Annotated in this window: 15 protein-coding genes and 1 pseudogene; 6 read left to right on the top strand and 10 right to left on the bottom strand. The window is 62.4% G+C overall.

Annotation, left to right across the window (positions count from 1 at the left end; translation table 11 throughout):
* Nucleotides 1-62 precede the first annotated feature (62 nt).
* On the bottom strand, nt 63-749 hold the full coding sequence (locus tag AB8A50_RS04525) for a hypothetical protein (protein WP_439077020.1): 687 nt from the start codon (nt 747-749) through the stop codon (nt 63-65).
* Between the two features lie 122 nt (nt 750-871).
* Between AB8A50_RS04525 and AB8A50_RS04520 the strand changes: the two genes are divergently transcribed.
* A complete protein-coding gene (locus tag AB8A50_RS04520; protein WP_439077019.1) occupies nt 872-2,011 on the top strand; it encodes an AI-2E family transporter in 1,140 nt (379 codons plus the stop codon).
* A 140-nt stretch (nt 2,012-2,151) separates the two neighbouring features.
* Here AB8A50_RS04520 and AB8A50_RS04515 read toward each other — a convergent pair whose 3' ends face one another.
* The 6 genes and pseudogenes from AB8A50_RS04515 to AB8A50_RS04490 form a co-directional block, all read right to left on the bottom strand.
* Nucleotides 2,152-2,448, bottom strand: a complete 297-nt coding sequence (locus tag AB8A50_RS04515; protein WP_092142187.1) for an antibiotic biosynthesis monooxygenase family protein — start codon at nt 2,446-2,448, stop codon at nt 2,152-2,154.
* Between the two features lie 78 nt (nt 2,449-2,526).
* A pseudogene (locus tag AB8A50_RS04510) lies at nt 2,527-2,764 on the bottom strand (hypothetical protein).
* A 36-nt stretch (nt 2,765-2,800) separates the two neighbouring features.
* Entirely contained in the window at nt 2,801-4,045 is a 1,245-nt protein-coding gene (locus AB8A50_RS04505; protein ID WP_439077018.1) for a diguanylate cyclase, read from the bottom strand.
* 244 nt (nt 4,046-4,289) lie between these two features.
* Complete coding sequence (gene rpsI, locus AB8A50_RS04500) at nt 4,290-4,766, bottom strand: 30S ribosomal protein S9 (protein ID WP_089264585.1); 477 nt, start codon at nt 4,764-4,766, stop codon at nt 4,290-4,292.
* Complete coding sequence (gene rplM, locus AB8A50_RS04495) at nt 4,766-5,230, bottom strand: 50S ribosomal protein L13 (protein WP_089264586.1); 465 nt, start codon at nt 5,228-5,230, stop codon at nt 4,766-4,768. The genes rpsI and rplM overlap by 1 nt, the downstream gene beginning before the upstream one ends.
* Before the next feature lie 150 nt (nt 5,231-5,380).
* Nucleotides 5,381-5,812: a PaaI family thioesterase gene (locus tag AB8A50_RS04490; protein WP_093758792.1), complete on the bottom strand. Its 432-nt coding sequence runs from the start codon at nt 5,810-5,812 to the stop codon at nt 5,381-5,383.
* 76 nt (nt 5,813-5,888) lie between these two features.
* On the opposite strand from AB8A50_RS04490, the gene AB8A50_RS04485 reads away from it, so the two are divergent.
* From AB8A50_RS04485 to AB8A50_RS04475, 3 genes are all read left to right on the top strand, one after another.
* Nucleotides 5,889-6,710 carry an enoyl-CoA hydratase gene (locus AB8A50_RS04485; RefSeq protein ID WP_439077017.1) on the top strand — a complete coding sequence of 274 codons (822 nt, stop codon included), beginning with the start codon at nt 5,889-5,891 and terminating at the stop codon, nt 6,708-6,710.
* Nucleotides 6,711-6,715: 5 nt separating this feature from the next.
* A complete protein-coding gene (locus AB8A50_RS04480) occupies nt 6,716-7,312 on the top strand; it encodes a CoA-binding protein (RefSeq protein ID WP_439077016.1) in 597 nt (198 codons plus the stop codon).
* Nucleotides 7,313-7,461: 149 nt separating this feature from the next.
* Nucleotides 7,462-8,742 carry an O-acetylhomoserine aminocarboxypropyltransferase gene (locus tag AB8A50_RS04475; RefSeq protein WP_092144492.1) on the top strand — a complete coding sequence of 427 codons (1,281 nt, stop codon included), beginning with the start codon at nt 7,462-7,464 and terminating at the stop codon, nt 8,740-8,742.
* A gap of 19 nt (nt 8,743-8,761) precedes the next feature.
* Here the strand turns inward: AB8A50_RS04475 and AB8A50_RS04470 are convergent, their stop codons facing one another.
* A complete protein-coding gene (locus AB8A50_RS04470; RefSeq protein WP_439077015.1) occupies nt 8,762-9,571 on the bottom strand; it encodes an FTR1 family iron permease in 810 nt (269 codons plus the stop codon).
* Nucleotides 9,572-9,690: 119 nt separating this feature from the next.
* The gene (locus AB8A50_RS04465) at nt 9,691-10,782 is read right to left on the bottom strand and encodes a COX15/CtaA family protein (RefSeq protein ID WP_439077014.1); all 1,092 of its coding nucleotides are present in this window, start codon (nt 10,780-10,782) and stop codon (nt 9,691-9,693) included.
* Between the two features lie 166 nt (nt 10,783-10,948).
* On the opposite strand from AB8A50_RS04465, the gene AB8A50_RS04460 reads away from it, so the two are divergent.
* Nucleotides 10,949-11,173, top strand: a complete 225-nt coding sequence (locus AB8A50_RS04460) for a DUF2842 domain-containing protein (protein ID WP_089264591.1) — start codon at nt 10,949-10,951, stop codon at nt 11,171-11,173.
* Here AB8A50_RS04460 and AB8A50_RS04455 read toward each other — a convergent pair.
* Nucleotides 11,170-12,207 carry a polysaccharide deacetylase family protein gene (locus tag AB8A50_RS04455; RefSeq protein WP_439077013.1) on the bottom strand — a complete coding sequence of 346 codons (1,038 nt, stop codon included), beginning with the start codon at nt 12,205-12,207 and terminating at the stop codon, nt 11,170-11,172. The two genes, AB8A50_RS04460 and AB8A50_RS04455, sit on opposite strands and share 4 nt — an antisense overlap.
* Nucleotides 12,208-12,333: 126 nt before the next feature.
* Between AB8A50_RS04455 and AB8A50_RS04450 the strand changes: the two genes are divergently transcribed.
* On the top strand, nt 12,334-13,515 hold the full coding sequence (locus AB8A50_RS04450; RefSeq protein WP_439077012.1) for a GNAT family N-acetyltransferase: 1,182 nt from the start codon (nt 12,334-12,336) through the stop codon (nt 13,513-13,515).
* The last annotated feature ends 26 nt before the right edge of the window (nt 13,516-13,541 follow it).

Genomic DNA, 13,541 nt, shown 5'->3' with positions numbered 1-13,541 from the left:
CATCGAAACGATCGAGGCGCTCCGGCAACGGGGCGCCTTTTTCGTTGCGCTTCTCCTGGCGGCTATTTGCGGGCCAGCGCCATAGCCGGTTCAGGCGCGTTCGGGAAGCCTATCGCCGCAAGCGCCCTGGCTGCTTCGCCTTCGCTGGCGGCCCACGGCAGCATCGTGGTGACACCGCGCGTGACGGGTTCGCCGAGACTCCCGCCGAAATCGATCGGCCACAGACCATTCGGCACCGCCTCGACCGTGATGCCGCGCAGCCGCGTGCCAGCGCCGAGAGGCGACAGATCATCCGGCTGCAGCCGCCGCGCCGTCGATGCATCCCGGGGGTCTGTGAAACTAGCCAGCACCGGCATCAATTCGCCGGTCACCGGAACGGCGCCGGTCTGGCTGCTGACATCGCGAAAGGCGATCTTGCGCCCCGCCGCCTGATAGGCGCGCATCGCCACGAAATTGGCGCCGTCGAAATCCGCGCTGCCCTTGTCGTCGTGCAGCATCAGCGCGGCGAGATTCCTGCCGCCGCCGAGATCGACGACCACGGCATCGCCCCGTGACGTCACCTTGCCGGCAGGTTGGTAGCCCCGATAGGGATGCACGGAGACGACATTCGAGGCCGACTTCACGCCGTCCGGCGTCTCGACCTCCATGGTCAGCCGATATTTGTGCGCGGGCCGGTTGATCCTGATCTGATCGCCGATCACCAGGGCAGCGAGCAGTCCGAGCGGACCGACCCATTTCAGCATGTTCATTATTATTGGCCTCCCCCATCGGCCATGCACGATCGCGACGGAGACGTCAAAGCGGCGATATGTCTTGATCCCCGATGCAATTGACGGAACAGTGAAAGTCCAATCAATGCGAAGGATCCACCGTGCCCGCAGAAGCCAATGTCCAGACGCGTAGTGACCTTGCCTGGGCAATCACGGCGGGCGGCATCGCCACGGTGTCCTTTGCGATCCTCATAGGCTTCGCCTGGTACTTCTCGGGAACGCTATTCCTGATCTTCGCAGGCATCCTGCTCGGCGTAGCACTCAATGCGCTGACTGAATTATTCGGGCGCTTCATGGGCGGCCCGCATCCCATGCGGCTCGTCATGATCTGCATCGTGCTCGCCGCGATGCTGGTGGGCGTGATGTATCTCGGCGGATCAACCATCGCCAATCAGGCCAAGACGCTGTCCGGCACCCTCAAGTCACAGGTCGTCAACGTAAAGACCTATCTCGAGCAGCACGGCGTCGACACCAGCTATTTCGATTTCAACAGCATCACGTCGGATCCGCCAGCCGAGCCCGGCACATCGCCCGCCACCTCAACGCCGAAGTCGAGCAGCGGCCTGCCGAGCGCCGGCACCATCGCATCATCAGGTGGCGCCATTGTCAGCCAGACACTGAAAATCCTGCTCGGTACCGTCGGCGCGGTCGGCAACTTCTTCATCGTGCTGTTCTTGGGATTGTCGTTTGCCGCACAGCCCAGCGTCTACCGCAAAGGGCTCTTGCACCTGACGCCGCGAAAACATCGCGGGCCGATGACGGTCATCGTCGATCGCATCAGCGACACGCTGCAGCGCTGGCTGATCGCGCAGATGCTCACCATGGTGGTGGTCGGCGCCATTACCTGGATCGGGCTGAAGCTGATCGGGATTCCCAGCGCCTTCATTCTCGGCGTTCAGGCCGGCCTGCTCGCCTTCATTCCCACCGTCGGCGCCCTGCTCGGCGGGTTGATCGTCGTGCTCGCCAGCCTCGCCTCGGGCTGGGTCGCCGCCGCGTCAGCCTTTGCGCTGTTCATGGGCGTGCATGCGCTGGAGAGCTACATCCTGACGCCGATCCTGCAGCGGCAGGCACTGGACATTCCGCCTGCCACGCTGTTCGCGTTCCAGATCCTGCTCGGCGTGGTGTTCGGCGTCTGGGGCCTCGCACTGGCGCTGCCGGTGCTGGCGATCGTGAAAGTCGTCATCGACTTCATGCGCGAAGAGGACGAAGCCTCCGCGCAGGATAAGGCGATGGCGGCTTAACCTGATCCCTCATCCTGAGGAGCGCGCCGAAGGCGCGCGTCTCGAAGGATGGCCACAGGCTTCGAGCCAAGTCAGCTCATGGTTCGAGACGGCGCTGAAGAAGCGCCTCCTCACCATGAGGGACTGAGTTTGGGTTATCCCTACGTCGTCAGCACAGTCTCGGTGTGCTCGACATAAGGCGGCGTTTCGAAATACGGGCCCACCAGCGCGCGCCATTCGGCGAAATCGGGCGAGCCGCGGAAATCGACGGTGTGGTTTTCGAGGGTTTCCCACTTGGCGACGAGACGGTAGCGCGACGGCATTTCCACCGACTTATGCAGCTCGAAGCCCTTGCCGCCCTTGGCGCGGAGGAACAGCGGCTTCGCCTTGGCGACGGCCGCCTCGAAATCCTTCTCGGTGCCCGGCTTGACGTCGATCTGTGCGATTTCAGTGATCATGGTTTCCCGACCCTTTGTTTTACGGTCGGTGTCTTTACCGCAAAGTCGGGGTTCGGTGAAGGAGCCGCCGAAAAGTGATCAGACGAACAGCAGAACCGTGCCGACGACCATGACGCAGCAGCCGATGAAAAGCGATGACCGGCAGCTTGCTGTGCTGCGCGCCGTAGCGCCCCTGCGCACGACGTTCGGTGATCAGCGCGGTCTCGTATTCGTCGGAGCTCGAAAACATGCAGGCAAAGCCCGCACGGGCCGAAGCGGCAGCCGCTTCGAGCGACATCAAAGCAGTATTGGAAGTCGAGTCAGGCGAGGTCATCATGCGATGACCATAGGGATCGAATGGTAAACGGATCCTTTATCGCGCGCCGCTTGCCGTCATCGTGACCGCAGCCCGCACGACGCTTGGCTTTGCCGCTTGCCCGATTGCCGCAGCGCGGCGCCCGTGCTCCAGCGACAGCGGTTCTTCTTCCGCGGCCTGCACGCGGTTACGTCCGCTGCGCTTGGCCTGGTAGAGCGCGGTGTCCGCGGCAGCCAGCAGGACGTCGAGTTCAGTGCCGGCCGGTCCGCCGGCCACGCCGATACTCACGGTGGTCGCGACCGGTGCCTCGTCGACCTGGATGCCGCAGGTCGCAAACGCCTCGCGCACGCGCTCGGCCGCCTGCATCGCCTCGTCCAGGCTGCAGGGCAACATCGCCGCAAACTCCTCGCCGCCGATGCGGCCCGAAAGGTCGGTGATCCGCAGCGTATGCGTGATGACCGTGGCGAACAGTTTCAGCACCTCGTCGCCTGCGGGATGCCCGAAGCGATCGTTGATCGACTTGAAGTGATCGATGTCGAAGATCATGACTGTGACCGGGCGCCCGGCCTTCGCCTCGCGCTCGATCATCCGCGCCGTAGCCTCGGAGAAGCCGCGGCGGTTGAACAGGCCGGTGAGCGGATCGCAGGATGCCGCGACCTTGTGCGCCGTGACCGCGCGCTCGGACACCAGCATGAAGATGAGGAACACCGTGCCGACCGCATAGAGCACGAGCTCGATGGCAAAGGCCGTGACCCAGATGCTGTTGCCGAAATTGCTGTGATCGCCATGTAGCAGATCGCCGAGCAGGATCGGCAGCATCAGGACGAAACCATGCAGCATCGGCACCAGGATGGTCGGCCAGCGCCGCTGCACCGCCTTGCGACGCTCGTTCCACAATTCATGCGCCGTCAACATCGCATAAAGCGCGACGATGCCGGCGCCGATGGTCATGCGCAGCGACGCGGCCTCAGCCGGCAGGGTGAAGATGACCGCGATCCAGGCGATGGCGCCGAGAAACAGACCGGCCCAGCTCGGGCTGCGGCCATGGAACACGCGCGCAGCGTTCCACACCATGCCGCAGGCCACGAAGCCCACGGCATTGAATGCCAAAAACAGCACGTCACCCAGGAGCGACGCGGCAAGTGTCCACAATGCGACCGATACGGCGCCGAGCAGGTAAGCCAGCCCCCACCAGTTGAGGGCCGCGATCTTTTCCTGTCGTCCGAAGAACAGCAGCATCCCGCCCAACATCGCCGCAACCAGGGTTGCCACCAAATAGAGCGTGGAAGAATCGAGCGACATATTCGAGCACCGGCAATTGTTGCGAGATTTCCGGACCATCATGATTCGGACTGGCCTCTTCGCCATCATCGAACATACGAGTGTACCGATTGGAAATCCGTTTGCGCGCCTGCACAAGTTTTCACGAAAAACTGCATCAATCTGTCGATATCCGGAATGTCCCGGAACGCAAAAAGGGCGCCCGAAGGCGCCCTTTTCAAAATTGTATTCACCGCATTTGCAGCAAATTTTATCGAAGCAGAAATTAGCGCTTCGAGAACTGGAAGGACTTGCGGGCCTTCGCCTTGCCGTACTTCTTGCGCTCGACGACACGCGAGTCGCGGGTCAGGAAGCCGCCCTTCTTGAGGACACCGCGCAGATCCGGCTCGAAGCAGGTGAGAGCCTTGGAGATACCGTGGCGCACGGCACCGGCCTGGCCCGACAGACCGCCACCGGCAACGGTGCAGATCACGTCGTACTGGCCAGCGCGGGCTGCAGCGACCAGCGGCTGCTGGATGAGCATGCGCAGCACCGGACGAGCGAAGTACACTTCGACTTCACGGGTGTTGACGACAACCTTGCCGGCGCCCGGCTTGATCCAGACACGAGCGACAGCGTCCTTACGCTTGCCGGTCGCATAGGCGCGGCCCTGCTTGTCGACCTTCTTGACGTACTTCGGGGCATCCGGAGCGGACACCTTCAGCGACGCCAGCTGATCGAGAGACTGCATGGTATCCGACATTATGCGGCCCTCTTGTTCTTGCGGTTCAAAGCGCCGACATCGAATGCTTCCGGCTGCTGGGCCTCGTGCGGGTGCTCTGCACCGGCATAAACACGCAGATTGCCGAACTGAACGCGACCGAGCGGACCGCGCGGGATCATGCGCTCAACAGCCTTCTCGACAACGCGCTCCGGGAAACGACCTTCGAGGATCGACTTCGCAGTACGTTCCTTGATGCCGCCGATGAAGCCGGTGTGGTGATAGTAGACCTTGTCGTCACGCTTGCGGCCGGTGAAAACCACCTTGTCCGCGTTGACGATGATGACATGGTCGCCGCAATCAACATGCGGGGTGTAGGTCGGGAGGTGCTTGCCGCGCAGCCGCATTGCGACCAGCGTGGCCAGCCGGCCCACCACGAGACCAGTGGCGTCGATGACGATCCACTTCTTCGTGATCTCGGCGGGCTTTGCCGAAAACGTCTTCATTGTGAATATCCATGAAAAGGGGATATCGGCGGTAATCCGCCGAACTGAGGCGTTTCTAGATAGACAACCGGATTCCGTCAATGCCAAATATGGCAGAATTCGCCTATTAAATCATGGCGTTATAATTATGGTTCTATAATACCCTTCAAATTACCCAACGTTCGGAATGGAATAGGTCGACGTCACATGGGCGATCGGATCGGCGGAAGTGCCTGATAACAGGGTCACTTCCCCCACCGCGAGGCGTTTTCCGAGCTTCAGCAGCTTGGCGGCTGCCAGCACATCCTGCCCCGGCAGGCCCTTGCGCAGGAAATTGATGTTCAGGCTGGTGGTCACTGCGAGGCCCACAGGGCCGATCGCCGACAACAGCACGACGTACATGGCAAAATCGGCCAGGGCCATCAGTGTCGGACCCGATACCGTGCCGCCCGGCCGCAGCATGCGTTCGCCATAGGTCTGGCGCAGCAGGCAAGTGGTACCATCAGCGCTTTCAATCGCGATATCGCCGGCGCCAAAGGCCTGCGGGAACTCGCGCTTCAGAAACGCCTCGAGTTCAGCCACGCTCATTTTCGCAGTCGTCATGTCTCCACCCTGCTCTCGCTTGTGCCGTCCTGTTACAATATGGTGACGGTCCTGCCCAGCGATGGAATCTCAAGTCATGGTTCAACCAGCACGCGCGGAAACAGCGCGGCCATCCATTCTTCTGCGTGAAACGGTCGGCAGCATCGGCGTGTTGACGCTGAATCGTCCGGCCGCCCGCAACAGCCTCTCCGAAGGACTGATCGGCGAGCTGCACGCCGCCCTCGATGACATGGCCGGCGACAAGACTGTGCGCGCCGTGGTGATCGCCGCCAGCGGCTCGGTCTTCTCCGCCGGACACGACCTGAAAGAACTCACCGCGCGCCGCACTGATGCCGATCGCGGCCGCGCCTATTTCGCGCATATGATGACGATCTGCAGCGCCATGATGCAGGCCATCGTGCGGCTGCCGAAGCCGGTGATCGCCGCCGTGCAAGGCGTTGCTACTGCTGCAGGCTGCCAACTCGTGGCGAGCTGCGATCTTGCTTTCGCCTCCGAACACGCAAAATTCGCGACGCCCGGCGTCGATATCGGCCTGTTCTGTTCGACGCCCATGGTGGCGCTGTCGCGCAACGTACCGCGCAAGCAGGCGATGGAAATGCTGCTCACCGGCGAGCTGATCTCCGCCGAACGTGCCCGCGAGATCGGGCTGATCAACCGCGTAGTGCCCGCCGACACCGAACGCGATGCAGCGATCGCGCTGGCAGAACAAGTTGCGCGTAGGTCGGCGCATACGGTGAAGCTCGGCAAGGAAGCCTTCTACCGCCAAGCCGAGATGAGCCTCGCGGATGCCTATCGCTTCGCCGCCGAAGTGATGACCGAGAACATGATGGCCCGCGATGCCGAGGAAGGCATCGGCGCGTTCATCGCAAAGCGCGAGCCGAAGTGGGAAGACCGGTAATTGAAATGAACCACGACAGCTATAACGACGCCTATATCCGCGAGATCCTCAACACCGTCAAAACCGTCGCGATGGTCGGCGCTTCCCCGCAAAACGTGCGGCCGAGCTATTTCGTGTTCAAGTATCTCGCCGAACGCGGCTACGACATGATCCCGATCAATCCCGGCCAGGTCGGCAAGAGCCTGCTGGGCAAGCCGTTCGTCGCCTCGCTGCAGGAGATCGGTCGCCCCATCGACATGATCGACATCTTCCGGAGCGCCGAGCATGTCATGCCGATCGTCGACATCATACTAACGCTCAATCCGCTGCCCAAGGTGGTCTGGATGCAGCTCGGCGTGCGCCACGATGAGGCCGCCGCCAAGCTTGAAGCGGCGAGCATCAAGGTGGTGATGAACCGCTGCCCGAAGATCGAATATGGCCGGCTGTCGTCGGAGATCCAGTGGATGGGTGTCAATTCGCGCACGCTCAGCTCCAAGCGCGCACCGATCCCGACCCAGGGCATGCGGCTATCGCTGAATCGCAGCAGCGTCGGCGGCGGCAGCACCGCTGCGGCCGATCGCGTCGCGCAACTCAATAACAAGGACAAGAACGACACCGCCTGACCGCACGTTTCGCGATTTTATTTCCTTTGAATTGACACAGCGCAGCACGACTGTTGCGAAGTCACGGCAAAATGTCGCCTCGCCTTGACGGCAGCGCCGCGCCCGATCAGGTTGGCGCCAACAAACCGACTATTCCAAAGGGAGTGATGATGAACGATCGTATTCCAGGCTTCGGCACCCTCGCCGTCCATGCCGGCGCGCAGCCCGACCCGACCACCGGTGCCCGCGCGACGCCGATCTATCAGACCACCTCGTTCGTCTTCAACGACGCGGATCACGCCGCCTCACTGTTCGGCCTGCAATCCTTCGGCAATATCTATACGCGCATCACCAACCCGACCACGGCCGTCCTCGAGGAGCGCGTCGCAGCGCTGGAAGGCGGCACGGCCGCCCTCGCCGTCGCGTCCGGCCATGCCGCGCAGCTCGTGGTGTTTCAGCAGCTGCTGCAGCCCGGTGACGAATTCATCGCCTCGCGCAAACTCTATGGCGGTTCGATCAACCAGTTCAGCCACGCCTTCAAGAGCTTCGGCTGGAACGTGGTGTGGGCCGATCCCGATGACATCCCGTCGTTCGAGCGCGCGGTGACGGCCAAGACCAAGGCAATCTTCATCGAGTCCATCGCCAATCCTGCGGGCTCGATCACCGACATCGAGGCAGTCGCGGCCGTGGCCCGCAAGGCCGGCGTGCCGTTGATCGTCGACAACACGCTGGCGACGCCCTACCTGATCAAGCCGATCGACCACGGCGCCGACATCGTGGTGCATTCGCTGACCAAGTTTCTCGGCGGCCACGGCAATTCGCTCGGCGGCATCATCGTGGACGCGGGCACCTTCGACTGGTCGAAGGATAACAAGTATCCGGTGCTGTCGGAGCCGCGCCCGGAATATCACGGCATCAAGCTGCAGGAGACGTTCGGCAACTTCGCTTTCGCCATCGCCTGCCGCGTGCTCGGCCTGCGCGATCTCGGCCCCGCGTTGTCGCCGTTCAACGCCTTCCTGATCCAGACTGGCATCGAGACGCTGCCGCTGCGCATGCAGAAGCACAGCGACAATGCCAAGGCGATCGCCGAATGGCTGTCGGCCCATCCGAAAGTCGCCGCGGTGAATTATTCCGGCTTGTCGGATAATCGCTATCACACCCTCGCCCGCAAATATGCGCCGAAGGGCGCCGGCGCCGTGTTCACCTTCAGCCTGAAGGGCGGCTACGACGCCGGCGTCAGCCTGGTGTCGAACCTGAAACTGTTCTCGCACCTCGCCAATGTCGGCGACACCCGCTCGCTGGTGATCCACCCGGCCTCGACCACCCACAGCCAGCTCGACGACGACGCCAAGACGCGCTCCGGCGCCGGGCCCGACGTTGTCAGGCTGTCTGTCGGCATCGAGGACAAGGAAGACCTGATTGCGGATCTCGAACAGGCGCTGAACGCGTAAGCCGTACTGCGATGCGCGCTCACGCTTTGGCGCGCATCGCTTTCGCTTCGCGGATCAAGCGCGCATTACGCTGGAACACCGAATAGGTCGCCAGCGCGAACAGCACCACCAGCAACTGGATCGACAGCGCCTCCAGCGTCGGATTGAATCCGATTGCCGTGAGCAATGCGCTGCCCGGCGCGTCGGTGACCGGGATGATCGTCTGTTCCTGTAATTCCTGAATCGCCTCGCCGATGAACTTGATGCCCATCACGAACAGGAAGGCCGAGGTGATGATGAACAGCGGCCGCAGCGGGATGCGCTGGGCAATCATGTTGATGAAGTAGAACAGCACGACCAGACCGGCGGTCGCCGCCGCCAGACCACCGAACAGTCCGACGCTCCAGCCGCCTTCGGTGGTCGCGAGCGTGTTGATGAACAGCACCGTCTCGGCGCCCTCACGAAACACCGCGATAAATGCCAGCATCGCGACGGCGAGACCCGTATCCTGCGCGAGCGCCTGATCCGCCTTCGCCGCCAGATAATCCTGCCAGCCGCGCGGATCCTGCTTCACCATCAGCCAGCCGCTGACATAGAGCATCAGGCCTGCCGCAAACAGGATGACGATGGCCTCGAAGACATCGCTGTGATCGCCGGAATTGAACACCGCAAAAGCCCAGGCCGCGATCAGGCTGGCGAGGATCGCCGCCAGCGCGCCCAGATAGAGCGCGGTCACGCGATCGCCGCCGCCGGATTTCCTGAGATAGCCCGCCAGCGCCGCGATCACGAGCATGGCCTCGAGACCCTCGCGCAGTAGAATGACGGCAGCCTGAATGAATGCGGAGGACATGACCCGATCCCGTGTGGTGGTGCGTCGTATCTATTGCGCACTGCGCATGAGCGAAAGCCGCACAGCCACACGACTGCGTCAACTCCGTTACAATTGTTCTAGTCGGTAACGCGCAACAGCTAGGCGGCCTTGCCGACCACAAGGTCGAGCTGACGGTCCGTCAACGCCGCCCCGCGCGGCTTCATCCGCTCCACCTGCAGGATCGCCAGCGAGAAAACCACGATCGCGACCGCCTGATGGGTCAGCGCCAGATCGATCGGCACCTGATGCAGCAGCGTGAGAATGCCAAGCGCAGCCTGCACCGCGATCGATGCCGCCAGCCACAGCGCGCCATTGACAACCGGTGCCCCTGCCCGCGCGCGGATCGCATCGATCACATGCCAGATCGCGAGTGCGAACAACACATAGGCGGTCATGCGATGCTGGAACTGAACTGTCAGCGTGTTGTCGAACATGTTGCGCCACCACGGGTCCTCGAAGAACAGCCGCGACGCAGACGGGATCAGCGCGCCGTCGATCTCCGGCCAGGTGTTGAAGACGCGACCGGCGCGCAGACCCGCGACCAGCGCACCGAAATAGATCTGCAGGAAGGTCAGCCCCAACAACACCCAGCTCGTCACGCGCAAGCGACTTGCCGCCAGCACCGGCGCACGGTCGCTCAGGCGACGCAGCGTCCAGACGATGGCGGCGAAGATGATCAGTGCCAGCATCAGATGCGCCGCGAGACGATATTGCGAGACTTCCACGCGCTTGGTCAGGCCCGAGGCCACCATCCACCAGCCCACCGCGCCCTGCAGGCCGCCGAGGCCGAAGATCACCCACAGCCGCTTCTTCAGTTCCGAGGTCAGGATACCGCGCCACAGGAACCAGAGGAACGGCAACAGGAACACCATGCCGATGACGCGGCCGAGCAGACGATGGCTCCACTCCCACCAGAAGATGGTCTTGAACTCATGGAGCGTCATGCCGGCATTGAGTTCGCGATATTGCGGGATCTGTTTGTAGGCCTCGAAGGCCGCGATCCAGTGCGATTCATCGAGCGGCGGAATGGCGCCGGTCACCGGCTTCCATTCGACAATCGACAGGCCGGACTCGGTGAGCCGCGTCGCGCCGCCGACCAGCACCATCGCCACGATCATCGCGGCCACGGCAATCAGCCACCAGCGCACCGGGCGTAATTCCTTGTGGCGGGTTTGGGACGAAGCGGTCATCGCAGGGGTCTCGGGAACAGCGCAAAATCAGCGACAAAATCAGCGCCAAACCCAGCGCCTTGAATGAAATTTCGAGCCCCTTATAGTCCGCCCGCGAAGGCCTGCAAAGTTGGGCACTTTGCCTACCCCGATCTCAGGCCGACTTTGGACCGCGCACATTTCCGTCATGACCATCCGCACCCGCAAATTCTTCGGAACCATCTTTCTGCTAATCCTCGTGGTGGTGTGGTCGCTGCTCGGCATGACCATCGCGCAGACCCCCTGGCTGGCCAATAACGGCTGGCTGCAGGCAGCCTTCTATGTCATCGCCGGCCTCGGCTGGGTGCTGCCGGCGATGCCGATCATCAGCTGGATGGGCAAAGCCGATCCCGTGGATCCCGAGGCCGGCTAGCGCTGCGCGCCCGCACCAAGCATCACGCCGGATACCATCACCCGCAAGGCACGCAACGATTGTCGGCGGCCGTCCCAGGCCAGCCGCGGCAGCGCATGTAGATCCGATCCACCATTGGCCTCGATGACACCGGGCAGCGAGGTCACGGCGCTGGCAAACCCTGCCTGCGCCACCATCGCGACGTGCCGCTTGTCGAACGAGGCTTTATCGCCGAATGGATAGGCGAAATATCGTGGCTCATAGGGCAGCGCAGCCTGCGCCACGGCCCGTCCCATGGCGATCTCGCGCGACGCCGCGCTATCGCCGAGATTGGCGAGCGCCGGATAGTTGACCGTGCTGCTGCCGATGGTCGCCCGCGGATTGCCCGCAAACGTGGCCACATCGTCCCAATGCATCGCAGCATGATGTGACAAGGTCGCACTATCAACGGAATAACGTTTGCAGAGATCGTCCGTCGCAATGGCCAGTTCGTGCGGCGGCAGCGTCCGCATCCAGCTATCGAGATAATAGTAGGCGCGATATTTGTCGGCGGTCGTGGCGGTTTCGAAATGCCGCTGCCGGTGATCGATGATCAGGCTGATGCGGTCATGCGTTGCAATCGCCTGCTCCAGCGCCAGCCACCACATGGCACCGAGCCCGTCGGCAAAGGCGCTCGGCAGATAGAGCGTGAACGACACCTCATGCGCCTGAAGCAGCGGATAGGCGAAATCGACGAAGTCGCGGGTGCCGCCATCGAAGGTCAACGCCACGAAGCGCCGTCCCGCACGCGGCGCGCTGGCGCGGCGACACGCCTCATCCATGCCGACGATATCGACGGGCCAGCGCTTCAGCGCGCGGATCGCGCGATCGAGAAACCACGGTGTGATCTCGTGGGCTTTCAGCGGCTGGAATGCATCCTGCCGGGGCGGTCGCACGCGTTCGAATTTGAGGATGATACCGGCACCGCCCCGGCTGCGTTCCAGCAGACGGTGCATGCCGCTGAGATAAGTCAGCTCGAAGCCCAGCGCCGACAGCCAACCGGTCTTGTATGACACCGCAGATTCCCCCAAGCGGCGTCATGCCTCTCGCCAGTCGGCTATTGTCATTACTGTTTGTTGACATTTCTTTGCAAAGGTCGCCCCAAACCTGAAAATCTAAACAAAATCTGAAACAGGCTCGCGATGACCATGGCTGCTGTGATGGAAACACCTGTGGCGATGGCAACTGCGAGCCGCATGGCGCGCGTCGATGTGATCAGCGATTTCAGCACCGCCGAAGCCGTCTGGCGCAGTCTTGAGACGTCCGAACAGCTTTCCACGCCCTATCAGCGCTTCGACTTCCAGTCGGCCTGGCAGACCCATATCGGCATCCAGGAAGGCTTGAAGCCCTTCATCATCATCGCCTATGACGCCGCGCATCAGCCGCTGATGCTGTTGCCGCTCGCCGTCAGCCGCGAAAACGGCATGCGCGTCGCCGGCTATCTCGGCGGCAAGCACGTCACCTTCAACATGCCGCTGTTCCGGCGCGACTTCGCGGCGCAAGCGACAAAGGCAGATATCGACGCGCTGCTGCGGGGGATTCAAAAGCACACCGAGACGGTCGACGTCCTCGCGCTGGTCCGTCAGCCCAAAAGCTGGATCGGCATTGACAATCCGCTCGCGCTTTTGCCAAGCCAGGCCTCGACCAATGATTGCCCGGTGCTGAAGATGGTGCCCGGCGAAGCCGCGACAGATCGCATCAGCAATTCATTCCGCAAGCGTCTCAAGACCAAGGAAGGCAAGTACCGAAATCTTGCCGGCTATCGCTACATGCACGCGAAGACGGAGGCCGAGGTGAAGCGTGTGCTCGACGCCTTCTTCGCCATCAAGCCGCTGCGCATGGCCGAACAGAACCTCCCCAACGTCTTCGCCGAGCCCGGTGTCGAGGCCTTCATCCGCCAGGCCTGCACGACGCCGCGAGCGAACGGCTACACCATCGATATCCACGCGCTCGCATGCGACGAGGAAGTGATCGCGATGTTCGCCGGTGTCGCCGACGACAGCCGCTTCTCGATGATGTTCAACACCTACACCATGTCGGAGAATGCCAAATACAGCCCCGGCCTGATCCTGATGCGCACCATCATCGATGCCTATGCCGAGCGCGGCGTGACCTCGCTGGATCTCGGCATCGGCGGCGACGACTACAAGCGGATGTTCTGCAAGGATGACGAGCCAATCTTCGACAGTTTCGTGCCGCTCACCACGCGCGGCAGGCTCGGCGCCATGGGCCTGTCATCCTTCGCCCATGCCAAGCGGATCGTGAAGCAGACACCTGCCCTGCTGCAGATGGCACAGATGCTGCGCCACGCGTTTCAGCGCTGACCTTCAAGAACGCAGTTCGCAATGAA

Origin of the sequence: Tardiphaga sp. 841_E9_N1_2, from assembly GCF_051811065.1 — a bacterium.
Taxonomy (GTDB): Bacteria; Pseudomonadota; Alphaproteobacteria; order Rhizobiales; family Xanthobacteraceae; genus Tardiphaga; species Tardiphaga robiniae.
Note: the sequence above shows the minus strand (reverse complement) of the source record. Positions and strands in the feature narration are given on the sequence as shown.